The sequence below is a fragment of the Synergistaceae bacterium genome, from assembly GCA_031272035.1.
Lineage (GTDB): Bacteria > Synergistota > Synergistia > Synergistales > Aminobacteriaceae > JAISSA01.
This window is the reverse complement of record JAISUO010000067.1, coordinates 1-22,840: the sequence shown is the minus strand read 5'-3', so window position 1 is coordinate 22,840 and position 22,840 is coordinate 1. Positions and strand designations below refer to the sequence as shown.

At 57.1% G+C, this 22,840-nt stretch carries 20 protein-coding genes; 11 read left to right on the top strand and 9 right to left on the bottom strand.

Going from position 1 to position 22,840, the window contains the following annotated elements; all coding sequences use genetic code 11:
* From LBR61_08230 to LBR61_08220, 3 genes are all read right to left on the bottom strand, one after another.
* Window positions 1–990, bottom strand: a complete 990-nt coding sequence (locus LBR61_08230; protein MDR1732066.1) for a TRAP transporter substrate-binding protein — start codon at window positions 988–990, stop codon at window positions 1–3.
* Window positions 991–1,026: 36 nt separating this feature from the next.
* On the bottom strand, window positions 1,027–2,307 hold the full coding sequence (locus tag LBR61_08225; protein ID MDR1732065.1) for a TRAP transporter large permease: 1,281 nt from the start codon (window positions 2,305–2,307) through the stop codon (window positions 1,027–1,029).
* Between the two features lie 100 nt (window positions 2,308–2,407).
* Window positions 2,408–2,887, bottom strand: coding sequence for a TRAP transporter small permease (locus LBR61_08220; GenBank protein MDR1732064.1), 480 nt, complete (start codon window positions 2,885–2,887; stop codon window positions 2,408–2,410).
* 192 nt (window positions 2,888–3,079) lie between these two features.
* On the opposite strand from LBR61_08220, the gene LBR61_08215 reads away from it, so the two are divergent.
* Window positions 3,080–4,018, top strand: a complete 939-nt coding sequence (locus LBR61_08215) for an AraC family transcriptional regulator (GenBank protein ID MDR1732063.1) — start codon at window positions 3,080–3,082, stop codon at window positions 4,016–4,018.
* Window positions 4,019–4,060: 42 nt separating this feature from the next.
* Here the strand turns inward: LBR61_08215 and LBR61_08210 are convergent, their stop codons facing one another.
* The 3 genes from LBR61_08210 to clpB form a co-directional block, all read right to left on the bottom strand.
* Window positions 4,061–5,773, bottom strand: coding sequence for a PEP/pyruvate-binding domain-containing protein (locus tag LBR61_08210; protein MDR1732062.1), 1,713 nt, complete (start codon window positions 5,771–5,773; stop codon window positions 4,061–4,063).
* Between the two features lie 48 nt (window positions 5,774–5,821).
* Window positions 5,822–6,736, bottom strand: coding sequence for a hypothetical protein (locus LBR61_08205; GenBank protein ID MDR1732061.1), 915 nt, complete (start codon window positions 6,734–6,736; stop codon window positions 5,822–5,824).
* Between the two features lie 240 nt (window positions 6,737–6,976).
* Window positions 6,977–9,601: an ATP-dependent chaperone ClpB gene (gene clpB, locus LBR61_08200; GenBank protein MDR1732060.1), complete on the bottom strand. Its 2,625-nt coding sequence runs from the start codon at window positions 9,599–9,601 to the stop codon at window positions 6,977–6,979.
* Between the two features lie 148 nt (window positions 9,602–9,749).
* Between clpB and LBR61_08195 the strand changes: the two genes are divergently transcribed.
* The 6 genes from LBR61_08195 to LBR61_08170 are packed head-to-tail and all read left to right on the top strand — an operon-like array spanning window position 9,750 to window position 15,221.
* Window positions 9,750–10,931, top strand: a complete 1,182-nt coding sequence (locus LBR61_08195) for a DegT/DnrJ/EryC1/StrS family aminotransferase (protein MDR1732059.1) — start codon at window positions 9,750–9,752, stop codon at window positions 10,929–10,931.
* Entirely contained in the window at window positions 10,928–11,518 is a 591-nt protein-coding gene (locus LBR61_08190) for a sugar transferase (protein MDR1732058.1), read from the top strand. Before LBR61_08195 ends, LBR61_08190 begins: the two co-directional genes overlap by 4 nt.
* A 32-nt stretch (window positions 11,519–11,550) precedes the next feature.
* A complete protein-coding gene (locus tag LBR61_08185) occupies window positions 11,551–11,775 on the top strand; it encodes an acyl carrier protein (GenBank protein MDR1732057.1) in 225 nt (74 codons plus the stop codon).
* On the top strand, window positions 11,775–12,419 hold the full coding sequence (locus LBR61_08180; GenBank protein MDR1732056.1) for a NeuD/PglB/VioB family sugar acetyltransferase: 645 nt from the start codon (window positions 11,775–11,777) through the stop codon (window positions 12,417–12,419). The genes LBR61_08185 and LBR61_08180 overlap by 1 nt, the downstream gene beginning before the upstream one ends.
* Window positions 12,420–12,438: 19 nt before the next feature.
* Complete coding sequence (locus LBR61_08175) at window positions 12,439–14,088, top strand: HAD-IIIC family phosphatase (protein MDR1732055.1); 1,650 nt, start codon at window positions 12,439–12,441, stop codon at window positions 14,086–14,088.
* Entirely contained in the window at window positions 14,073–15,221 is a 1,149-nt protein-coding gene (locus LBR61_08170) for a glycosyltransferase family 4 protein (protein ID MDR1732054.1), read from the top strand. Before LBR61_08175 ends, LBR61_08170 begins: the two co-directional genes overlap by 16 nt.
* Window positions 15,222–15,295: 74 nt before the next feature.
* Here the strand turns inward: LBR61_08170 and LBR61_08165 are convergent, their stop codons facing one another.
* Entirely contained in the window at window positions 15,296–15,871 is a 576-nt protein-coding gene (locus LBR61_08165; GenBank protein MDR1732053.1) for a methyltransferase domain-containing protein, read from the bottom strand.
* Window positions 15,872–16,107: 236 nt separating this feature from the next.
* Between LBR61_08165 and LBR61_08160 the strand changes: the two genes are divergently transcribed.
* On the top strand, window positions 16,108–16,386 hold the full coding sequence (locus tag LBR61_08160; GenBank protein ID MDR1732052.1) for a hypothetical protein: 279 nt from the start codon (window positions 16,108–16,110) through the stop codon (window positions 16,384–16,386).
* 117 nt (window positions 16,387–16,503) lie between these two features.
* Here LBR61_08160 and LBR61_08155 read toward each other — a convergent pair whose 3' ends face one another.
* Both LBR61_08155 and LBR61_08150 read right to left on the bottom strand, forming a co-directional pair.
* The gene (locus tag LBR61_08155) at window positions 16,504–17,055 is read right to left on the bottom strand and encodes a hydrolase (protein MDR1732051.1); all 552 of its coding nucleotides are present in this window, start codon (window positions 17,053–17,055) and stop codon (window positions 16,504–16,506) included.
* Window positions 17,056–17,086: 31 nt separating this feature from the next.
* Window positions 17,087–17,644, bottom strand: a complete 558-nt coding sequence (locus LBR61_08150; GenBank protein MDR1732050.1) for a hypothetical protein — start codon at window positions 17,642–17,644, stop codon at window positions 17,087–17,089.
* A 127-nt stretch (window positions 17,645–17,771) separates the two neighbouring features.
* Here LBR61_08150 and proB point away from each other — a divergent pair, with 127 nt between their 5' ends.
* The 3 genes from proB (at window position 17,772) to LBR61_08135 (ending at window position 22,815) form a co-directional block, all read left to right on the top strand.
* Entirely contained in the window at window positions 17,772–18,896 is a 1,125-nt protein-coding gene (gene proB / locus LBR61_08145; GenBank protein ID MDR1732049.1) for a glutamate 5-kinase, read from the top strand.
* Between the two features lie 109 nt (window positions 18,897–19,005).
* Window positions 19,006–20,259 (top strand): glutamate-5-semialdehyde dehydrogenase, encoded by a 1,254-nt coding sequence (locus tag LBR61_08140; protein ID MDR1732048.1) that lies wholly within the window; start codon window positions 19,006–19,008, stop codon window positions 20,257–20,259.
* 69 nt (window positions 20,260–20,328) lie between these two features.
* Window positions 20,329–22,815, top strand: coding sequence for a homocysteine S-methyltransferase family protein (locus tag LBR61_08135; protein MDR1732047.1), 2,487 nt, complete (start codon window positions 20,329–20,331; stop codon window positions 22,813–22,815).
* Window positions 22,816–22,840: the final 25 nt, after the last annotated feature.

Below are 22,840 nucleotides of genomic sequence, written 5' to 3'. Positions count from 1 at the left end.
TTATTTTACGTAGGAGTTTACCATTTCGATGAATTTTGTTCCGTGTTTCTTTTTGTAACTTTCCTTGACGGGTTCGACGGCTTTGATGAAGTTATCGATGTCTTTCACGTCGGTGAACGTACAGCCGACCTTTTTGAGCTCGTCAACCACGGTATTCATGTAGGCGGCCCAGTCCGTATGCTGTTTTTCGCTGGCCTCCCGGGCGGCGTCCAGGACGATTTTTTTGTGCTCTGCCGACAGCTTGTCGAAGGCGATTTTGCTGATCAGAAGGGCGTCGGGCGTCATAAAATGACGCGTCCAGGCGTAATAAGGGGAGACCTCGTAAATTTTTTGCGACAGAAGGGTGGGGGGATTGTTTTCCCAGCCGTCGATAACGGACTGCTGAAGCGCGCTGTAGACTTCTCCCTGTCCCATGGGCGTCGCAATTGCCCCCAGGGCGTTGATGGAGTCCACCATAACCTTGCTTTCCATGACGCGAATTTTCAGCCCTTTCAGGTCCGCGAAGCTGGCGACGGGTTTTTTGGCCGTTATGATATTACGGTCGCCCGAGTCGTACCAGCCGAGGAAAACCACGCCCTGCTTGTTGACGTCCTCTTCCATTGCCCTGCCGAAGTCTCCGTTGAGGGCGGCGAACATGTGTTCTCTGTTGCGAAAGACGTAGGGCAGGCTGAAAATTTCCCACTCCGGAGCGAACTGGCTGGCGGGGCCGGCGCTGATAAACACCATTTCCAGAGTCCCCAGCTGCAGCATTTCAAAGTTTTCGACCGCGGTTCCCAGGGTGCTGTTGTCGAAAACCTCCGGCGCGACCTCGCCGTTGGAACGCTGTTTGACGAGCTCCGCAAAATACATCAGCGCCTGCGTGGAGGGGTTATCGCGGGGAAGCGGATTCGCAATTTTCAGCACAATTGCCGCGTCTGACGCGCCTGAAACGACAAACAGACTCACCATCACCAACAATAAAATCCTTGTCGCCCACCGCAACTGCTTCATTTTCTGGAACCTCCTCATCAAATTGAACAGATTTGTTTATATTCCCAGTACGTATCCGGGCAACCCTGTAATTAAAATGGGGAACGCCGTAATGAGGACCAGCACGAGAATCATGGCGCCGATGAAAAGCAGATAGGTTCGCAGCATGTCGCCCAGGCGTATCTTCGAAATGCCCATGGCGACAAAAAACGTCACGCCCACCGGCGGCGTGCACTGACCTATGGCCATGTTCACGATCGTCATCACTCCGAAATGGATGGGGGAAACGCCAAGCTGCTGCGCGATGGGCCAAATCACCGGTATGACGATGATCAGAATCGGGGCGACGTCGAGGAACGTGCCCAGGAAAAGCAGCAGCGCGTTCATCAGCATCAGAATCCAGAAACGGTCCTGCGTAATGGAAAACAGAAACGCGGCCATTTTATCCGGGACGTGCTCCGCCGCCAGTATCCATCCAAAAGAGGAGGCGGCCGCGATGCAAAAAACCACCACGCTGGTCGTCACGATTGCCCGCACCATAATTCCCGGCAGGTCCTTCCATCTGAGCTCCTTATACACGAACATGCCCACAAAAAAAGCGTAAATGGCTGCTATGACCGATGCCTCCGTGGGAGTGAAAATTCCGCCCAGGATGCCTCCCATAATGATCACCATCGTCATCAGAGCGAGAATCGATTCTTTGAAGCAGGCCCACCGCTCGCTCCAGGTGGCGCGCTTCTCGGAGGGCAGTTTACGGGCGCTGGCAAATAACCAGCTCGTCGTCATCAGCGCGAGACCCACGAGGATTCCCGGAATAACGCCGCCCAAAAAGAGCCCGCCGATGGAAATTCCCGCCGTGACGCCCAAAACCACCATGGGAATGGACGGGGGAATGATGATCCCTATCGAGCCGGCGGTGGCCATGACGCTTGTCGCAAAGTCCTTGCCATAACCCTTGCTTTCCATTGCGGGAATGAGGATGGATCCGATAGCCGCGGTATCCGCCGCCCCCGACCCGGAAATTCCCGCGAAAAACATCGCCGCGAGAATGCTGATCATCGCGAGCCCGCCCTTGATATGCCCCACCAGCGAGGAGGCGAAGTTTACGAGCCGTTTCGATATGCCTCCCGAATCCATGAATCCGCCTGAAAGCACAAAAAAAGGTATGGCTATAAGGCTGAAACTTTCTACGGAACGGCACAGGCGCTGTACGACGATCAACGGGTCGGTGGTTCCCACCAGGACGAGAGCCATAACGCTGCTGATGGCGAGACAGAAGGAAACGGGAATTTTGATCACGAGCAATAACAGGAAGATGGAAAAAATCGTGACAGCCATAGACCTCTCACCTCGTTCGCTGTTCCATTCAAAAATTTAGATTCCGTCAGAAATTTGAAACCAACAGAAATTTAAAACCAAAAATTTAAAACGCAAAAACTCAAAAGTTATCCAGATTTTTATCCCCACAGACGGAAACAATATGATTTAAAACGTGAATACTCATGCCCGCGGCTGTCACCGGAATGCAGAGGTAAAGCCAGCGAATGCTGATCGATAACATCGCCATACTTTGATTGGCTGTGCGCATAAACAAAAAACACCCCTTATAAGCCATGAACAGACAAAACAAAAGAATGAAAAAATCTCCCAGAAGGGTCAATATTTTCCGCATTGCCGGTTTAAAAAAATGCATGAACAGGTCGACTTCGAAGTGATTGTGCCCCTCCACAGCCAGAGAAGCGCCCAGATAACTCGTCCAGATAAAGAGGAACGTCAGCAGCTGCTCGGACCAGGCGATCGGTGCGTGAATAATAAAACGGCTGACGATCTGCAGTACGCCCATGACAAGCATAACGGGAACGGCACAGCAGATCATGATTTGTTCCAGCTTTGTCACGAAACGGTTGACCCCATTCAAATCGGACATCTCCTTTGCTCAAATTATATGCGCCGCAAGAGTCGCCCTGCCGGGCGTGCCGAATGTTTCGCAGACTGATGGAATTTTAAAATCAGAATAAAAGTATAATATTATAATAACAGGGCTTCGGGTTCAGGTATCATGAAGAATTGACATCCTTTATTCAAAAATTGCTCATCGGGGGCTGGTGGGATGGAAACGCGCCGCAGGGAACTGCCCATAGTCATAAACGATATTTCTGACGATTCCATTTATCTGATCTACACGCCCGCTTACCGGGAACTTCCCTTTTTGCCCACCGGAGTCGGACATTTCAGGGCGAATCCCGGATATTACATCGAACGAAGCGAAGGCATCCTGAACATGTGCCTGATTATGTTTTGCAAAAAAGGGACGGGAAGTCTTTCCTACCGGGGGAGAAATTTTTACCTGAACCCGGGGCAGGCGGTTCTGATCAACGGCATGGAGTATCACAAATACAGCACGGCGCCTGGCTGCATGTGCTGGGATTTCAAGTGGATTCGCTTTTCCAGCCCGCACTTTCCGCTGTATGACGCGCTGATCCATCAGGGGGATCTGAGCGTTCCCGACATTTCCCGAACCTCGCTGGAGGAGCAGCACACCGCTTTTCTGTCCTGTCTGAGGAGCGATAACAAGCTTAAGGACGTCCTGCTGAGCGATCTCATTCAAAATATGCTGACGACGCTTTGTGTCGTGGCCGCAAACCGGTCCCGGGAGGTTCACCTCGAACGTGAAAAGTCGATGGAGGTCTGTCGAAAATATATTCTCGAAAACTACGCGTTCCCCGTCACTTTGGATGAACTTGCCCGGCTGAGCTGCCTCACGAAATATTCTTTCATTCGCAAGTTTCGGCAGTTTATGGGCATTTCCCCCTGCGCCTACCTTCGGAAGATTCGTATCAATAACGCTCTTGCGCTCCTGGAGGTTTCCGATAAGTCCATATGCGAAATTTCAGGGGAGGTCGGTTTTGGGGATCAGAACAATTTTGCGAAACAATTCAGGCTGAACACCGGCATGACGCCCACCCAGTATCGAAATCAATTTCGGTCCCGGAGAGGCGTTTCCCCCGAGACCGACAATATTTCTGCTCCAAACTCAAATTCATTCTAATCCAAACTCGAACTCAGCGGACCATGCCGCGTCATTTTGACATTATTCCTCGCAGACGAGGCCCTGCTCGCTTTCGCCGTCCAGGTAGACGAAGAAGTCCCCTTTGTAGATGCGGACGGAGGGATGCTCTCCCACCTCGTATTCCCGATTGTCCAGCCAGTTCGAAGCGTAAACGTTGTTGCACTGCCCTGCGAACACCGGCAGATACAGGATATTGTCGGAGTCCATGTCCAGGAAAAAGTGAGACCCATAGGACAGTTCGGGGTTGAAGTTGAACTGAGGAGCGCTGAGTTCAACCAGGCAGCCGCAGTTGTAGATGTCCGCGTACTGGATGGGAACGCCGATTGCGGGATTTCTGCTGCCCCATCGTCCCGGACCGGCCAGGATGTAGCGCGTTCCCTTCAGTTTTTCGTTCAGGACGCCCACGGCCCGGGCGGCTCCGGAGGGATCCCATTCGTTCAGGTAGGTGAGGGGCTCCACGTAGACCAGATAGGGAACGTGACGCAGCCTTCCGTTGCTGACCATGCGGTCGCCCCGGAAAATGACGTTGTCAGACGAGACTTCGGGAAGGTCCACCCGGGACATTTCCTGAAAATGGGTGAGGGGTCGGAGCTGCACCAGGCGGAAGTCCTTTGTGGTCGTGTCATAGGTGAACTCCATATCGACGGGGAGGCCCAGCCGCCCTTCCATGAGTTTGATCAGGTCCCGAACCAGGTCGAAAAGAGGAGCCTGTCTTTTGTGGAAGTTGGGGAAAGTGACCAGCGGGCGCATACCGGTCCGTGAGGAGTAGATGCTGTAGGGGAGCAGCATGTCGCTTTCCTCGTCGTAAAATTCGATATACTGTTCGAGGTCCTTGTGACTGTTGGCGAAAGTAGACAGCCAGTCCCGTATAAAACCGGTTTTGATCTCCCCCGTGTTGCGGTCGATGTAGTCAAAAAATTCCTGACTGGATCCGGCGATGCGCTCGGGCGAGTTCCCCGACGGGCGCAGAGAGGGGTTGGTCAGGTAAAAACTTCGGGCCGCGCCTCTGTCCACCGCTCGGGTGCCGATGCCGAAGCATATGCACATCATTCCGTCTTCCTTTTGGATACGGGGCGAAGGACGGCGGAAAATACGGGAAAAAATGGTTCCCGCCAGCTTGGGGTAGTAGATGTGATTGCGGTCTTTGCCGATCATGGACTGGACAATGACAGCCATGGATTCGTCCCGATGCTTCTTGCCGTGCTTGCTGCGATACTTGCGGGCGGAGGGGTTGAAGGTCGATACCCACACCGCGCGGATGCACTCTTCGAGCTTTGCCATACGCCACTCCATGTCCCGGATATTGGCGGAAAAGAAGGAGTCGTACTTTCCGGCGAAGGCCAAATCCACGGAATCTTCCATCAGGGAACTGGAACGGATGACCAGAGGCGGATTGCCCAGGGGGTCGAATTCCTGCAGGATGCGTTCAAGGTCGGCCTTCAGGCCCTCGGAAAAAGGCGCATTTTTAAGGCGCGTCTGGACGCTTTCCCAGTTTTCCTCTTCGTAGAGGTCGTCCAGTCCGTTGGAGTGCAGAAAATCTTCGAAGATCTCCGTTGACACCACATGGGAGAGGGCGGGCAAAACCACCTTTTCCGCCAGATTGGATTCGCTGAGAACCGAATGGGCGTAAGCCAGCCCTTTCGCCTTCCCGCCGCACTTTCCTTCCCCCAGGAGCCAGCCTCGCTTTTTATAAAAATCCTCAGCTTCGTAACTCAGAAATTTTTCTACAGACACCCTGATCAGCCCTCCAAACGCGCACTCCGCCGATGGTCGGTGAAACCGTCAGCGGGTCGAGAGCGCGCCCTCGAAATCCGATGTTACGTAACGACAGCGTTCGGTTACAGCCTGAATCATATCCCGATAACCCCAGGCCGAAATGACGAGGTCGCGGATGGAGAGTTTTCGCCGTTCCCTCAGTTCGTTCCACAGGGGCGCGGGAAGGAAAACCCACACGCGAAACGTTGCCGTGCCCGATCCTCCAAAATCCGAAAGAACCAGATACCCCGCCTTGCTGAAGAGAACCACCGGCATGGCGCTCTGTGAAACCATGCGCTGCAGGTCGTCCACGGAGAAGGAAAGGGCCTCCAGCTCGGCCAGTTCTTTTGCGCCGGGCAGAGACGTAAGGGAAAACCAGACCCTTGGAGCGTGCCCGTTGGCGTCGAAAAGCTCCGCTGCCGTCCTCAGCCACGTTTTTATGCGGGCGATGGCCTCGAACTCTCCGCGGAAAAGGGCGAAGCGCACGGCCCAGTAGGTCATGTAGGGAATGCCCTCTCTGTCCAGGGAGGCGAGGAAGGCCGGTTCGTTCTGGACCAGAGTTTCGTCTCTGAAGATGGGATGATCTTTCAGGATTCCCCGAAGGATCAGAACCGTGGGCAAATGCTCGCCCGGCGGAGGCATTTGAGCGAGCAGGGCCCTGCGAATCTGCCCCACGGCCGCCGTCGTCAGTGTGACGTGAATGGAGTCGTCCAGAGCCATTGAACAGGGTCCGTCCTCGTACAGAAAAATTTCCCTGGGCTCGGAGTTCGGTTTTCCCCATATCCACCGCTCATAATTTCGCATAAAGCTGTGTCCCAGGAGATAACGGTTGTAGGGCAGCAGAAGAACCACCCGGGGACCGGCTATGTCGGGAATTCCCTCGGGAAGGGACGCCTGTGGCAGACCCGCCAGAGATCCGTTGGACATCAATTCGTATAGCAAACCGTTCCCCCCCTCGCTTATTTATTTCGTTTGCGTTTCAAATTTCGGTAAGCTTACCACAAGTTCACAATAAACACACCGTTGTTTCACGTCGGCAATATTGCGAGCTGCGGTACAGCTTCTATTATATTCCAGAATTATATTCCAGAATATTCCAGATTGCAGAAAGCGCCAAAGGGATTTCTGAAGGGACAGAGGCGCTTTGGTTTACGCGATAACGGCCTCTGTCCCCTCTTTTTCTCACTCGGTCTTTTTCGAAGCCTGACTGTCGAAGACCAGCGCTCCGTCTTTCACGCTGACGACGACGTGGGCTCCGTCGCTGATGTTGCCGGCGATGAGACTGCGGGCGAGCCGGGTCTCCACGTCGTGCACGATGTAACGTTTAAGCGGGCGGGCGCCGTACACCGGGTCGTATCCCGCGTCCGCGATGAAGTCCGTCGCCTCGTCGGTGAAGGTGAGGGTGATCTGCCGGTCGCTCAGACGGGAGGACAGGCCCCCCAGCAGCAGGCGTACGATGTTGCGGATTTCCTCCCGGCGCAGAGGTCGGAAAAGAACCACGTCGTCCACCCGGTTGAGGAATTCGGGGCGGAAGGATCCGCGCAGTTCGTCCATAACGCTCTTTCGCGCTTCTTCCGTGATGTCTCCGTCCGGAGTGATCCCCTCCAGCAGCGTCGGAGCCCCGATGTTGCTGGTCATGATGACCACGGTATTTTTGAAGTCCACCAGGTGCCCATGGCTGTCCGTGATGCGGCCGTCGTCCAGAATCTGAAGCAGAATGTTGAACACGTCGGGATGGGCCTTTTCGATCTCGTCGAAAAGAATCACCGAGTAGGGACGCCGCCGCACCGCTTCGGTGAGCTGTCCTCCCTCGTCGTAACCGACGTAACCGGGAGGCGCGCCAACCAGACGGGATACCGCGTGTTTCTCCATATATTCCGACATGTCGATTCGCACCAGGTTCTCTTCGCTGTCGAAAAGGGCTTCGGCCAGTGTTTTGGCAAGTTCTGTCTTGCCGACTCCGGTGGGTCCCAGGAAGATGAAGGACCCGATGGGGCGTTTAGGGTCTCTGATGCCGCTGCGCGCCCGGAGAACGGCATCGGCCACCAGTTCCACCGCCTCGTCCTGCCCGACGACGCGCCGGTGCAGAATTTCATCGAGTTTCAGCAGTTTTTCCCGCTCTCCCTCCACCAGGCGCGACACGGGAATCCCCGTCCACCGGCTGACGATGTCCGCGATTTCGTTTTCCGTGACCTCCTCACGGAGCAGGTTGTTCTGCCCGTCGTCCTTCGCCAGGGCCTCTTCCTTCGTCTTCAGGTCCTGCTCCAGCTGCTGGAGTTTTCCGTAGCGCAGCTCGGCCACTTTGTTCAGGTCGTATTCGTGCTCCGCCTTTTCGATCTGCGCCCTGACCTCGTCAATACGGGCTCGGAGTCCGCGGATATCCGTGATGGAGCTTTTTTCCGCTTCGTACTGAGCGCGCAGGGCATCCGCCTCTCCCTTCGCCTCCTGAAGTTCCTTCTGCAGCGTTTTCAGCCGTTCCTGGGAGACGGTGTCCTTCTCGCGCTTCAGCGCCGCCTCCTCGATTTCCATCTGCATCACCCGACGGGCCGCCGCGTCCAGCTCGGAGGGCAGAGAATCGATTTCCGTGCGGATCATGGCGCAGGCTTCGTCCACCAGGTCGATGGCCTTGTCCGGCAGAAACCGGTTGGTGATGTAGCGGTTCGACAAAGTCGCCGCCGCCACGAGGGCGTTGTCCCGAATGCGGACGCCGTGGTGGACCTGAAGTTTTTCGCGAATGCCCCGAAGGATGGAGATGGTATCCTCCACGTTCGGCTGGTCCACGTGCACGGGCTGGAACCGCCGGGCCAGCGCCGCGTCCTTCTCTATATATTTTCGATACTCGTCCACCGTCGTTGCGCCGATGCAGTGCAGCTCTCCCCGGGCCAGCATGGGCTTCAGCATGTTTCCGGCGTCCACGGCGCCCTCCGCGGCTCCGGCTCCTACGATCGTATGGAGCTCGTCGATAAAAAGAATGATCCGGCCGTCGCTCTGCTTCACCTCGTTCAGAACGGCCTTCAGACGCTCCTCGAACTCTCCGCGGAACTTCGCTCCCGCCACCAGGGACCCCATGTCCAGCGCGAACACCGTCCGGTTCTTCAGTCCCTCTGGAACGTCCCCCCGGACGATGCGCTGGGCGAGTCCCTCCACGATGGCCGTTTTCCCGACCCCCGGGTCGCCGATCAGAACGGGGTTGTTCTTCGTCTTGCGGCTGAGAATGCGGATCACTCGCCGCACTTCCTCGTCGCGGCCGATGACGGGGTCGAGTTTCCCCTCTCTGGCCATGACCACAAGGTCGCGCCCGTATTTTTCGAGAGCTTCGTAGGTCGCTTCGGGGTCGGCGCTCTGCACCCGCTGAGATCCCCGCACCTCGGTCAGCGCCTTCAGGAAAAGTTCGGAGGTCAGCCCCAGGCGATTCAGAATTTTTCCCAGGTTCGTGCTCGTTCCCTCCTCGAGCATTTCCATAAAGAGATGCTCCACGGAAACGTATTCGTCCTTCAGTCCCTTCGCCTTTTCCTCGGCCTTCACCAGCAGGCTGTTCAGCCGCTGGGTGACGTAGACCTTTCCGGCCTCCGCGCCTCTGCCCGTCACTCTCGGCTTTCGGGAAATCTCGTCCGTGACGAGCTGGAGCAGGGTGTTCGGGTCGGCGTCCATGCGGCGCAGCATACGGGGAACAAGTCCCTCTTCATCGCGCAGCAGCGCCACCAGAAGATGTTCCACGTCCACTTCCTGATTTTTATTCGATACGGCAATGCTCTGTGCTTCGGCCAGAGCTTCCTGGCTTTTTCGCGTCAGTTTATTGAAATCCATGGCAATCCCTCCCGGTTTTGTTCAGTTATATAAGTCCAAATAAATTTAAGACAGATATATTTCTGACCAATTATGACCAAATTATAAGCAAAGACAGGGGGAATGCAATCCGTGATTTTCAGGATATAATTTTTGAAAATATCGTATTATGACGCAAACAGGAGAGGTGGGCCCGCTGGAACGGATATATCTTTCTCCGCCGCACATGAGCGGAGATGAAATGACAATGATCGAGGAAGCCTTCGCCACGAACTGGATCGCGCCTCTGGGACCTCACGTGGACGCTTTCGAGGAGGAGACGGCCGCTTATGTGGGAGTCCGATCCGCTCTGGCTCTGTCGTCGGGGACGGCCGCGCTGCATCTGGCGGGGGAGCTGCTGAACGTCAGACGGGGCGACATGGTCTTTTGCTCGTCTCTCACCTTTGCGGCGACGGTGGCTCCATTTTTTCACAAGGGTGTGAACTGTGTTTTCATCGACTCCGAGCCGGAGTCCTGGAATATGAGTCCCCGGGCTCTGGAGCGGGCCCTGCTGGAGGCGGAGGTCGCGGGGAGGCTTCCGGCGGCGGTGATTGTCGTCAATCTCTACGGACAGAGCTGCGATATGGATCCGATTCTCGCCCTCTGCGACGGCTGGGAAATTCCCGTCATCGAAGACGCGGCGGAGTCTCTGGGAGCCCTCTACAAAGGCAGACGAACGGGCGGGTTCGGAAGGTTTTCGGTTCTTTCCTACAACGGGAACAAAATCATTACGACCTCCGGCGGGGGAATGCTGCTGTCCGACGACAGCAAAGCCTTGGAGCGGGCGCGTTTTCTCTCGACTCAGGCGAGGGACCCCGCCCCCTGGTATGAGCATTCGACTCTGGGCTGGAACTACCGCATGAGCAACGTGCTGGCGGGAATCGGACGGGGGCAGATGCGCCACATCGAGGAGCGGGTCGCCCTGCGCCGCCGGATTTTCCATCGCTACGTGAGGGAGCTGGGCGACATGGAGGGGGTCGAATTCATGCCCGAGCCGGAATGGAGCGTTTCCACCCACTGGCTCACGACCCTGACCCTGAGAAAGCCGGCGGACGTTTCGCCTCTTTCGGTCATCGACCACCTGGAGACTCTGAACATCGAGAGCCGCCCCGTGTGGAAGCCCATGCACCTGCAGCCCGTTTTCGCGGCGTCGTCCTATTATCCTCACGAGGAGGGGCGGGATGTGAGCGGAGATTTGTTCCGGCACGGTCTGTGTCTGCCCTCGGGGTCCGGAATGACGGACGAACAGCAGACGCGGGTGATCGAAGGGGTTCGGGAAGCTCTCGCCGCGCCCCGTTCGCCGCGGGGATGAAGCGAATCCTCGACGTTTTGGGCGCCGGACTGGGGCTGATTCTTCTGGCTCCGGTTTTTCTGGCTCTGGCGCTTCTGATTCGGCGCCGCATGGGGCCGCCGGTGCTGTTCCGTCAGAGGAGAGCGGGCCTGAAGGGCAAACCCTTCCTGCTCTGCAAATTTCGCTCCATGAATGAGGCCCGGGACCAGCGGGGAGAGCTTCTGCCCGACGGACAGCGCCTGACGGAGTTTGGAAAATTTCTGCGCCGCAGCAGCCTGGATGAGCTGCCGCAGCTGTGGAACGTCCTTCGGGGAGACATGAGCCTGGTGGGGCCGAGGCCCCTGCTCCTGGAGTACGTGCCTCTTTACGACGCGGTTCAGCGCCGCAGGCTTGACGTGAAACCCGGCCTCACCGGCTGGGCGCAGATCAACGGACGCAACGCCATCGGCTGGGATGAAAAATTCGCGCTGGACGTCTGGTACGTGGAACATTATAATTTATGGCTCGATATAAGGATTTTGCTTCTGACCTGTTGTAAAATCCTGCGGAAAGAGGGAATCTCCTCTCCGGGGGAGGCGACGATGCCCCGCTTCACGGGAAAAGAATGATATTAAAGGATAATGTTGAAGGATGATATTGTATGGAAAATATCCCGCAAATACTGAAAATCATCTCTGACGTTCTTGGCGTCGCCGTTTCCGAGGAGAGCGACATGGAGAACGTCGCCGGCTGGGATTCCCTGAAAATGCTTCAGATCGTCATGGCGCTGGACGAAGCGGGCTGTGAACTCCCTCTCGAAAAAATAGCGGAAATCCGGTCCGTCCGGAATATCCTCTCTTTGGTGACGAGGGGAATGGATTCCTGATGGATCTGGTGATTTACGGAGCGGGGGGATTGGGCCGCGAGACGGAAGCCCTGCTCCACGAAGTCGACCCCGACGGACGAAAATGGAATTTTCTGGGTTTTATCGATGACGCCCGACCGGCGGGCTCCCCCGCGGGAAAGTCGAAGGTTTTGGGAAGCGCCGCCTGGCTCGCCTCCAGAACCGAACCTGTCGCCGTGGTTTTCGGGTTTTGCGATCCTTTGGCCCGGGCTGTCGTTTTCGAGAAACTTTCGTCTCTGCCTCACGTCACATTTCCGGTTCTTATCCATCCCCTCGCCTGGGTGGCGGACTCCGCCGCGCTGGGGGAAGGGACCGTCATTTCCGCCTACAGTCTCGTTTCCGTCGACACCCGTCTGGGACGGTGCGTTTTCATCAACGTGGGCTGTCAGGTGGGGCACGACGCCGTTTTGGGAGATTTCTGCGCGGTCATGCCTCATGTGGATATTTCCGGCAACGTGACGATGGGAGAAAAAACCCTCGTGGGAGTGGGGGCGAAAATTCTGCAGGGGCTCTCCATCGGCCCGGAAGCCGTGGTGGGCATCGGCAGCATCGTCCTTTCGAACGTCCCCGACGGCTGCACCGTCATAGGCAATCCCGCGCGGGTCGTAAAAAAGCCGGCCAGGTAATCTGACGGCGGGAAGGCGGGTGAATTTCCTGAGTGGGCTGGCGATTCTTTCGAACGTTACCGTCGGAAGCCTTCTGCTGCGGCTGCAGAAAGAGCTGAAGGAATCGGGGGAAGGGGATAAAGAGGTCCTGACTCCACCCGGTTTTGACGTCTGGCGGATGGAACTCCTGAACGCCGCCTCGCCTCTTTGGGGGAAAAATATTTCTTCCATATATATTCTGCTGCACGGTCCGGCGTTTTTCCCCGACGGGATAACTGCCCGCTTCGAGGAACGTCTTGCCGGATTTCGGGACATTCTTTTGCAGGCCCGCGCCGCCCACGAGGAGAAAAGTTTCGTGGTTTCGACGCTGGACCTTCCTTCTTCTCCGGCGCGGCCTCTGGCGTCTGAAAATTTCGCGCTGAAGGCGGCCGCCTGGTGGCGCGGAAAGCTCGAAGAAGCCGGTTTCCCGATTCTCGACATTGCGGAGCTGGCAGCCGATGCGGGGCGGGAGCGCTTTTACAGCCCCAAAATGTGGTACTTCGCCTCCCTTCCCTTTTCTCAGCAGGGAGAAACCTTGCTGGCCCGGGAGATTCTCCGGGTGGAAAACGCCCTGGCGGGCCGGCGCAAAAAATGCCTCGTGCTGGACCTGGACGGAACCCTGTGGGGTGGAGTGATCGGGGAGGACGGACTGGAAGGTCTTACCCTCGCCTCCACCGGGATGGGATCCCAGTACCGGGACGTTCAGAGTATCGTTCGGGAGCTGGGAGAGCAGGGCGTTCTTCTGGCCGTCGCCTCCAAAAACAACCTGGAGGACGCTCTGCTGCCCTTCCGGGAACATCCCCACATGCTGCTGCGGGAGCGGGATTTCGTGAAAATCAAAGCCGACTGGAACCCCAAGCCGGACAATATCGCGGCGATTGCCAGGGAGCTGAATATCGGGCTGGATTCGCTGGTGTTCGTTGACGACAATCCCGCGGAACGGGCGGCGGTCCGGGCGGCTCTGCCCGAAGTGGCCGTTCCCGAGGATTTTCCGGCCGCCGATTCCTCCGCTCTGCCCGGTTTTATGGCGCGGGTCGCCCGCAGGTATTTCACGATGCTCCGCCCCTCCGAGGAGGACCGCCGCAAGACGGAAATGTATCAGGCGGAGTCGGAAAGAGAAGCCGCCAGAAAATCCTGTCAAACCCCGGAGGATTACCTGGCCTCCCTTGAGATGAAACTGGACCTGCACCGTCTTCGGGAGAACGAAGTCCCCCGGGCGGCCCAGCTCACCCAGAAGACCAATCAGTTCAACCTGACGTCGAAACGGTATTCCGAGGCCGACCTGGAGGGGATGTTGAGAGACGAAAGTGTCCGCGTCTGGATGGCCGGACTGAAGGACCGGTTCGGCGACTACGGCCGGATTTGTCTCGTCATCGTCCGGCGGGATTCTCCGGAGTCGGCGCTGGTGGATTCGTTTCTCATGAGCTGCCGCGTCATGGGCCGGGGGGTCGAAGATGCCGTCCTGTCGGGAATCGAAGCGGAACTGGAGGCCGAAGGCGTGTCGATCCTGAAGGGGCGGTACGTTGAAACCCCTAAAAATATGCCCGTGCGCGATTTTTGGGAAAGAATGGGTTATACTGCAAGTGAGGATCTGTGGGTGTCATACGCGCCCTTCCTGGAAAGGAGAACCCGGATATGCCGAGGCTCTTGATTGTGACGACGGTAGCGGCGACTTTACGTGCTTTTTTGCTGCCTTATGCAAAATATTTCAAAAATCTGGGCTGGCAGGTCGACGCCCTGGCGCGAGATGCCGCTTCATGCGAAGAATGTCTGAAAACGTTTGATCGTTGTTATGATGTTCCCTTCAGCCGCAGCCCCTGGAGCATCGGGCTGAGGGGCAGGGGGCTCAGAGAAATGAACGCCCGGATACGTTCGCTGGTGGAGGAGGGGCAGTACGACATCGTTCACGTCCACACTCCCGTGGCCGCTTTTGTTACGCGGCTGGCCCTGAGTAAACTACGGGAGGAGTCCCGTCCGAAGGTCGTCTATACCGCTCATGGATTTCATTTTCACAGCGGCGGCTGTCCGCTCAAAAACGGGCTGTTTATCGCTCTGGAGCGTCTGGCGGGAAAGTGGACCGACTGCACAATAACGATCAATCGGGAAGATTACGACGCGGCGCTGGCCCGCAAAATCGCGAAAAAAGAAAACCTTTTTCTTCTGCCGGGGATTGGACTGGACTTCTCCGCTTACTCGCCGGAAACGGTTTCCTTTGACATCGACAGAGTCAGGCGGACCCATCTGGAGCTGGGGCTGACCACCGAGGACGAGATGTTTCTGATGGTTGCGGAGTTCAACCGGGGCAAACGTCACAGAGATGCGCTTTCGGCTCTGAAAAAAACGGGGCGGAAGGATTTTCATCTGGTGTTTGCCGGCTCGGGGCCTCTGGAAGAGGATATGAAGCGCCTCGCCTTTTCCCTGGGAATCGCGTCGCAGGTGCATTTTTTGGGGCAGAGGACGGATGTCCCTCTTTTGATGCTCTCTTCCCGGGCCACCCTGCTGCCTTCCGAACGGGAAGGGCTGAATCGCAGCGTCATGGAATCCATCTGTCTCGGGATTCCGGTTTTGGGGGCCGACGTCCGCGGGATTCGCGACCTCATCACCAGTCCGGACCGGGGGACCCTTTTCCCCGTGGGCAATACCGCGGCTCTGGCCGCCGCCATGATCCTCTCGGTCGAAAATCCCTGTCCGGTCAAACCCAAGCCGGATCCCGCGTGGAACATCGATTCTCTGCTCAGGGAACATGAAAAAATTTATGAAACGCTAATGACATTCAAACATTAGCTTCTTCATTAACGCTATTAACGCTCGACTGGCTCGACTGAAATCAAATTTGAAAGCAAATTGGTATCGCTCTTTCATTCTTTGGCGAGCTTTTTGTGTTTTTTGGGGATGGAGCACTCGTAGACGAAAGCCGGAGGGACGTTGCGCAGAACGAAGGAGATTTTTACGCTTTCAAACCGCTTTTTCAAATAGGGTTTCATGTGACGGGAATATTGGTAGGCGACCAGTTTCCCTTCGGGTTTCAGGGTGGAGTCGATGGTGTCCAGAATGGAGGCCGTGACCCGCGGCGGAAGTACGGCGAAAGGCAGGCTGGACACCACGTAATCCAAAGACGCAATGCCCCGTTTCTCCATGATTTCAGGCAGCTCGCGGGCATCTCCGTAAACGGTGAGTCCTCTGTTTCCGTACTCCTTCTCAAGCATGGCCTTCAGAACGGGGTCGATTTCAAAAACCAAAAGGTTTCCCTCTCCTGGAGTCATCATTTGGAGAATGGATCGGGTGACGACTCCCGTCCCCGCTCCCAGCTCCGCAATATTCAGGGGCGAATTCCACTGAATTTTGTCCATCATTTCCCGCGTGAGAAAACGGGAGCTGGGGGTGACGCTGCCCACCTGCCTTGGCGCTCCCACGAAACGGCGCAGAAAAAACACTCCTTCGGCAACCCGCGAGGTTATCATTTTCCCTCTGTGTTGCAATTGTTTGTAATAAGAATGAGCAACCACAATAACTCCTCCACCGCAGAAATGGCAAAATGACGAAAACGACACTGTTAAATATCATACAAATAACATGCCAGAAATTATATCATTCCCGCTTCGTAAAAAAGAAAACGAGCGTTAAAATAGAATTTGAAGATCACATCTGAAAATCGAATGGGGGCTGTGCAATGAGCCTTTGGGAAAAATGGGAAAGGGACAAACTCGAAAAACAGGGGATCAAGGTGGATATTCCACGTGATGTCCAGGTGCTCCCCACGAGAGTCAAAAAAGATCCCAAAAAACAGGTCTGGTTTCTGGGCGGCGCATTTCTTGCCTGTATTGTCACGGTGCTTCTCGCCCTCCTTCTGGGGCGCCTGCTGGGATGGAACTGGTCGGATACTTACATCGCGCATGTTTTTGCCGCAAAGGAACTCCAGCGGGAAAATATCTCATCCAAAAGCCCGTAAAAACGGCATTCATGAAAAACAAAAGAGGGGAATCCACTTCCCCTCCGCCGCTTTTTCGAAGCTGTTTTTGAAAATCGGGTTCCGCCTGATCTGAAATTTATTTGAGTTTATTTGATTTTATTTGAACAGGGGCAGCAGCGTTTTAAACTCCGGCGTGCCCGAAACACCCAGCAACTGATAAACCACCGTTTCGACGGGGACCACCAGCGCCCCCCGGGATTGAACGGCTCTGAGGGCAATGTCGTGATTCCGGACGTTTCGGCTGCCGCAGGCGTCAGCCACCGCCACGACTCCGTAACCTTCCTTCAGCAGGTCCATCACCGTGGATAAAATGCAGATGTGGGTTTCGATGCCGAAGATCACTATCGACGGACGCCCGAAAGTCCGAACTTTTTCCATGAACCCGGGCTCGTCGCAGCATGAAAAAGCGGTTTTTTCGAAAGGTGAAGCTCCTGCGGGCAGGACGGAAGAGATTTCCTTCACCGTGGGCCCGATCCCTTTGGGATACTGTTCCGTCCAGAGAAGGGGCAGGGCCATCGTCTCCGCCGCCTTCACCAGTCGAACCGAGTTCTGAACGATCTCCTCCGCTCCGGAAATCGAGGGCAGAAGACGTTCCTGTATGTCGATCATCAAAAAAACGGTATTTTCTCTGCGCAGTCTTGAAAGCATGGGGCTCTCCTGTCTCAAGTTAAAAATTGTTTTATTGCTGTTTTGTCTTTGTCTCGCGTTCCTGCTTCGCTTTGATGTCGGCTTCCGTCGGTTTCGCCACCTGCAGCGCAAGGTCCTGACTCACGGTCTGTCCGCTCAGGTTGTCCCGCAACCCGATTTCCAGGGAGTAATTTCCGGGAGTCCAGCCCTTCAGGCCGAATCCTATGGCCAGAAACTGCGTGGGGCTTTTTGAGCGCAGGGTTGTGACCAGAGTGGCAATATCAGGCTGGAAAGCGAGTTTTTGCCCGCTCTGGGGGCGTTTCACCAGAATGTCCGCCGCCAGGTTCAGGCTGTATTCGTCTTTTGCATCCGAAACGGCCGGCGTGGCGCAGCCCGTCGCCTCCAGATAGATCCAGCATTCGTCCTCCAGTGTGTAACGGGAACCGGCGTGAGGGGTGTATTGCGCAAAACCTTTAATATCATCGGCCAGCAGAAGTTTTTGAATGGCCAGTTTTTCCGCGGCTAAAGCGGGGGCGAAAGAGATCGATACAAAAAGAACGGTAAGTATGGCACATAAAAAGAAATTCTTTTTCTCCAGGTTTTTTTTCATGAGATTACCCTCCTGATAAACGAATCTGTCGCAATCCATTATACAATAGTACAGATTTGGGAACCGGACGAAGCGGACGCCCGTATGTTTTATTTTTTAATTGAGATCCGGAGGAGCGTTGGAGGAAGTGAAGCGAGAAGCACTGCGCAACTGTAAAAGAATTGTCGTCAAGGTGGGCACCAGTTCCATCACCTATTCTACGGGAAAGGTCAACCTTGGAAAAATGGAGCTGCTGGCGCGTGAACTGTCGGATCTTCACGGAGAGGGGCGGGAACTGATTCTCATCAGCTCCGGGGCCGTGGGGGCCGGCGTGGGAAAACTCAACTGCCCTCCGCCTTCGAATCTGCCGGAAAAACAGGCCCTGGCCGCCATCGGTCAGGGGATTCTCATGCACCTGTACGAAAAATTTTTCTCGGAATACTCCGGAAACGTCGCCCAGGTTCTTTTGACGCGGGATTGTTTTTCAGACCCCGAGCGCTACCTGAACTCGCGTCACACGCTCTTTTCCCTGCTGAACTTCGGAGTCATCCCCATCATCAATGAAAATGATACCGTGGCGGTGGAGGAACTCCGGTTCGGAGACAACGACACCCTTTCCGCCATGGTCGCCTGCAACGTGGAGGCGGATTTGCTTATAATCCTTTCGGACATCGACGGCCTCTACGATTCCGATCCCCGCAAAAATTCGAAGGCGCGGCTCATTCCCGAGGTAACCGAAATTTCAGCGGAGATGCTGGAAAACTCCAGGGCCAGAGGCAGCGCCCTGTCCAGCGGCGGAATGTACACGAAGCTGACGGCGGCGCGAATGACCATGCCCAACGGGATACCTCTGGTGATCGCCTCCAGCGACGAATCCGGCGTCGTTCGGCGTATCGTGAGGGGAGAAAACGTGGGGACGCTCTTCGTGCCCTCCAGAGAGGAAGGCTACGCGTCCCGACGGCGCTGGATCGTCGCCGGCAGTTCGGCGAAGGGCGAGGTCGTCGTCGACGAGGGCGCGGCGGAGGCGTTGCTGCGTAAGGGAAAGAGCCTGCTTCCCTCCGGAGTGAAAAAGGCGGGGGGAAAATTCGAGCCCGGGGACGTCATCTCCGTCCGGAACTCCGCCGGCGTGGAAATCGCCCGGGGCATCAGCAACTATGGCTGCGAAGATACGATGCGCATTTTGGGGCGTCACACGGACGAAATCGAGGAGATCCTGGGACGCAGAGATTACGAGGAGCTCATACACCGGAACAACATGGCGATTCTGATGTAGAACGTTTAAAAAAATAAACGGGGCCGCAAAAAAAGCACTGTCGTTATTCTGTGATGAAATTCTGTGATGAATGATGAATATAGAAAGAATTTGTGAAGGGGTGAGCAGGATGTCCTGGAAGGACGAACTGGAAAAAATGGGACGGCAGGCAGGAGAAGCGGCGCGCCGGCTGGCCGTGACGCCGACGGAGATAAAAAACGCCGCGCTTCGCGCCATGGCGGAGGCTCTGAGAAAAAACGAGGCGGCGATTCTGGAGCAGAATGAGATGGATCTCCGCGACGGGCGGACCGGAGGGCTGACCAGCGCGCTTTTGGACCGTCTGGCGCTGAACTCCGCGCGAGTGGAGGGAATGGCCGCGGGGCTGGAGGAAATCGCGGCCTTTCGTGACCCCGTCGGAGAGGTGCTGGGGATGTGGAACGGCGAAAAGGGGATACGCATTGGCCGGATTCGCGTTCCCCTGGGGGTCGTGGGGATCATCTACGAGGCGCGCCCCAACGTCACGGCGGATGCCGCCGGGCTCTGCCTGAAGTCCGGCAACGCGGTGATTCTGCGGGGAGGAAAGGAAGCTCTGCGCTCGAATACCGTCATTACGCGAATTCTCTCGGAGGCCGCGGTGGAAAACGGCATTCCGGAGGGAAGCGTTCAGCTTCTGGCCACTCCCGACAGGGAAGCCTCCATCGCCCTCATGCAGCTGCCTTATCTGGACGTGCTGATTCCCCGGGGCGGAGAGAAACTCAAGGAGTCGGTCATGCAGAACGCCCGCGTCCCCTATATTATGACGGGGGCCGGCAACTGCCACACCTTCATCGACGCCTCCGCCGACATCGACAAAGCCGTCAAAAGTGTGGTGAACGCGAAGTGTCAGCGTCCCGGCGTCTGCAACGCCATGGAGACCCTGCTCATCCACAGGGACATCGCCTCCCGTTTCATTCCCGTGGGGCTGAAGGCCCTGAGGGAGCGCGGCGTCGAACTGCGCGGCGACGAGACCGTCCGTTCGCTTTTCCCCGCGGCGAAGCCCGCCTCCGAGAAGGACTGGGAGACGGAATTTTACGATCTCATTCTGGCCGTTCGGGTTGTGGACAGCCTTGAGGCCGCCATGGATCATATCCACCGTTACGGCACCCGCCACAGCGAGGCCATTGTGACGGAAAGCTACACGAACGCCCAGACGTTTCTTGCGGAGGTTGACGCGGCGGCCGTTTACGTCAACGCGTCGACCCGTTTCACGGACGGGAGCGTCTTCGGGTTTGGCGCGGAGATGGGCATCAGCACCCAGAAGCTGCACGCCCGGGGACCCATGGGCGTCGAGCAGATGACCTCCACGAAATTCATCATTTATGGCGAGGGGCAGACGAGAGATTAGAGCCGCTGGCTCTTTTCTGTTATGATTACGGGAATATGAAGGGAATACCGGGGAGGAGACAGGACTGAAATGGCGAACGCGGAGGCAAGGGTGAGACGGAACCGGGAATCGCTCCTGAAATGCCTGAAGGAAGGGTCGGAGCTGCTGCTGCTCGACGGAGGCATGGGGACGATGCTTGCGGACAGAGGATGGGCTCCGCCGGTTTTGCCGGAGGAGATGAACCTGAACAGTCCGGAGGTCGTGTGTTCTGTTCACAAAGCCTATATCGACGCGGGCGCTCATATCGTGGAGACGAACTCCTTTGGAGGCAGTTCCCTGAAGCTCGCCAATCGGGGACTGAGCTCCCGAACCGCGGAGATCAACGCCGCCGCCGCCCGGATTGCCCGTGAAGCTGCGGGAGAATACGCCCTCGTCGCCGGTTGCGCCGGACCTCTGGGGGAGCTCCTGGAACCTTTCGGGGCTCTGTCCTTCGAGGAGGCGATGGACGCGTTTCGTCCCCAGTTCAGGGGGTTGATGGACGGAGGCGCGGACTTTATCCTGATCGAAACGGCGCTGGACCTGCGAGAGGTAAAGGCCGCGGTGGCGGCTCTGAAGGAACTGGACGAGACATTTCCCTTTGTGGTCAGTTTTACCTTCGAGCAGCAGGGCCGCACCGTAACGGGCACTCCGCCCGAGGTGGCCGCTCACTGGGCCCGCCTGACGGGAGCGGTGGCCGTGGGGGCCAACTGCGGCGTCGGGCCGGCCGCTTATATCGAAACGGTGGGCGTGCTGCGTGAGCATTCCGGTCTCCCCGTCTTCGTGTACGCCAACGGAGGACTGCCTGACGACCCCGTGCAGTGGGGCCCGGAGGAATATGCCGAAGCCGCCGGACGTCTTGTGAAAGCCGGCGCCACGGTGGTGGGAGGCTGCTGCAGAACGACCCCCGGGCACATTTCCGCTCTGAGGGATCGTCTGACCGGTGTTTCCGTACTGCCCCGGTCCCGCCCGGAGCTTTTGCCCTTTGCCGGACGCAGCCGTCTGGTGACGGGAGGCAGAGGGCTGCCTCTCACCCTGGTGGGAGAGGGGATCAACGCCTCCCGCCCTGCCGTGAAACCCCATATCGCCTCGGGAGCCTGGGGCCCGGTGCGGGATCTGGCCCGAACTCAGTCCGAAGCGGGCGCCCATCTGCTGGACATCAACGTCGGTCTGCCGGGAACCGACCAGGTCAAAACGATGAAACAGGCCGTCGCCGTCGTCGAAGGGGCTTCGGACCTGCCTTTGTCCATTGACAGCGACCGCGCCGAGGTGGTCGAGGCGGGACTGAGGGCCTGTACGGGCATTCCGCTGATCAACTCCGTCACGGCGAAGGGCTCCGAAGTTGAAAGAGGAATCCGCCTGGCTCAGCGGTACGGAGCCGTGCTGGCCGTGCTGCCTCTCGATGAAAAAGGCATTCCCGAGGGTGTCGAAGGACGAATGAAGCTGGTCGAACGAATTGTCTCCATTGCCGACCGCATGGGGTATCCCCGCTTTATGCTGGTGGTGGACGCCCTCTGCATGACGGTGGGGAGCGATACCTCCGCGCCGGGGGTGGGACTGGAAACGCTGCGCCGCATCGGAGATCTGGGGTGCTGCACGATGCTGGGACTGAGCAACGTTTCCCACGGGATGCCCGCCAGAAGCGTCATCAACAGGACCTGGCTGGCAATGGCCATGAGCGCGGGGCTGAACGTGGCCATCGCAAATCCGCTGGACCGGGGAATCATGGAGACGACGGTCGTGGGAGATCTCCTCTGCGGTCATGACAGGGACGCGCGAAAGTTTTTGTCTCTGGCCGATGCCTTTCTGAACGTTCTGCCCCTGCCAGGACAGGCCCCGGCCCGGACAGGAGATGCCGAGGGAGAAGAAAAGAACACGAAGGAAGGGGCCGGCGATGAGTGGTCGGAGCTTCGAGCCGCCGTCATTCGGGGCGATCCCGACCGGGCCGCGGAACTGGGAAAGGCGAGAGACGAGGCGGGGGTGGACCCCACAGAGGTCATCAATCGAGGAATCGTCCCGGCGTTGACGGAGGTCGGGCGTCTTTACGATTCAGGCCGCTATTTCCTGCCTCAGCTCCTTTCCGCCGCCTCCGCCGCCCAGCGGGTCTGCGAGGTGGAGCTGGCGCGTATCGCGGAGTCGGGAATGGCCGCCGAAAGAGGAACGGTGGTTCTGGCCACGGTGGAGGGCGACCTGCACGACCTGGGCAAGAACGTGGTGGCGACGATGCTGCGCAGCCACGGTTACAGGGTTGTGGATTTGGGCAAAAACGTCCCCTGTGCGGAAATCGAAAAGGCCGCCCGGGAAAACAACGCGGAAATCGTGGGTCTTTCGGCTCTGATGACGAGTACCATGTTTCACATGGAAGAAAACGTGGAGACGCTCCATAGAAATCTTCCCGAAGTTCGGGTGATCGTGGGAGGAGCCTCCGTCAGCGACGACTACAGTGTTCGCATTGGAGCGGATGGATACTCTCCCGACGCGGTGGGCGCCGTGAAGCTCGTGGCCTCGCTGCTGGAAAAATCGAAGAAAAAAGCAGATTGAGCCGAGTCCCGTCAGCCCTGAATAA

Bases quoted from the DNA above. Each gene is read 5' to 3' on its own strand.
- LBR61_08230 (MDR1732066.1), bottom strand. From the start codon at position 990: ATGAAGCAGTTGCGGTGGGCGACAAGGATTTTATTGTTGGTGATGGTG.
- LBR61_08225 (MDR1732065.1), bottom strand. From the start codon at position 2,307: ATGGCTGTCACGATTTTTTCCATCTTCCTGTTATTGCTCGTGATCAAA.
- LBR61_08215 (MDR1732063.1), top strand. From the start codon at position 3,080: ATGGAAACGCGCCGCAGGGAACTGCCCATAGTCATAAACGATATTTCT.
- clpB (MDR1732060.1), bottom strand. From the start codon at position 9,601: ATGGATTTCAATAAACTGACGCGAAAAAGCCAGGAAGCTCTGGCCGAA.
- LBR61_08195 (MDR1732059.1), top strand. From the start codon at position 9,750: ATGACGCAAACAGGAGAGGTGGGCCCGCTGGAACGGATATATCTTTCT.
- LBR61_08190 (MDR1732058.1), top strand. From the start codon at position 10,928: ATGAAGCGAATCCTCGACGTTTTGGGCGCCGGACTGGGGCTGATTCTT.
- LBR61_08185 (MDR1732057.1), top strand. From the start codon at position 11,551: ATGGAAAATATCCCGCAAATACTGAAAATCATCTCTGACGTTCTTGGC.
- LBR61_08180 (MDR1732056.1), top strand. From the start codon at position 11,775: ATGGATCTGGTGATTTACGGAGCGGGGGGATTGGGCCGCGAGACGGAA.
- LBR61_08170 (MDR1732054.1), top strand. From the start codon at position 14,073: ATGCCGAGGCTCTTGATTGTGACGACGGTAGCGGCGACTTTACGTGCT.
- LBR61_08160 (MDR1732052.1), top strand. From the start codon at position 16,108: ATGAGCCTTTGGGAAAAATGGGAAAGGGACAAACTCGAAAAACAGGGG.
- LBR61_08155 (MDR1732051.1), bottom strand. From the start codon at position 17,055: ATGCTTTCAAGACTGCGCAGAGAAAATACCGTTTTTTTGATGATCGAC.
- LBR61_08150 (MDR1732050.1), bottom strand. From the start codon at position 17,644: ATGAAAAAAAACCTGGAGAAAAAGAATTTCTTTTTATGTGCCATACTT.
- LBR61_08140 (MDR1732048.1), top strand. From the start codon at position 19,006: ATGTCCTGGAAGGACGAACTGGAAAAAATGGGACGGCAGGCAGGAGAA.
- LBR61_08135 (MDR1732047.1), top strand. From the start codon at position 20,329: ATGGCGAACGCGGAGGCAAGGGTGAGACGGAACCGGGAATCGCTCCTG.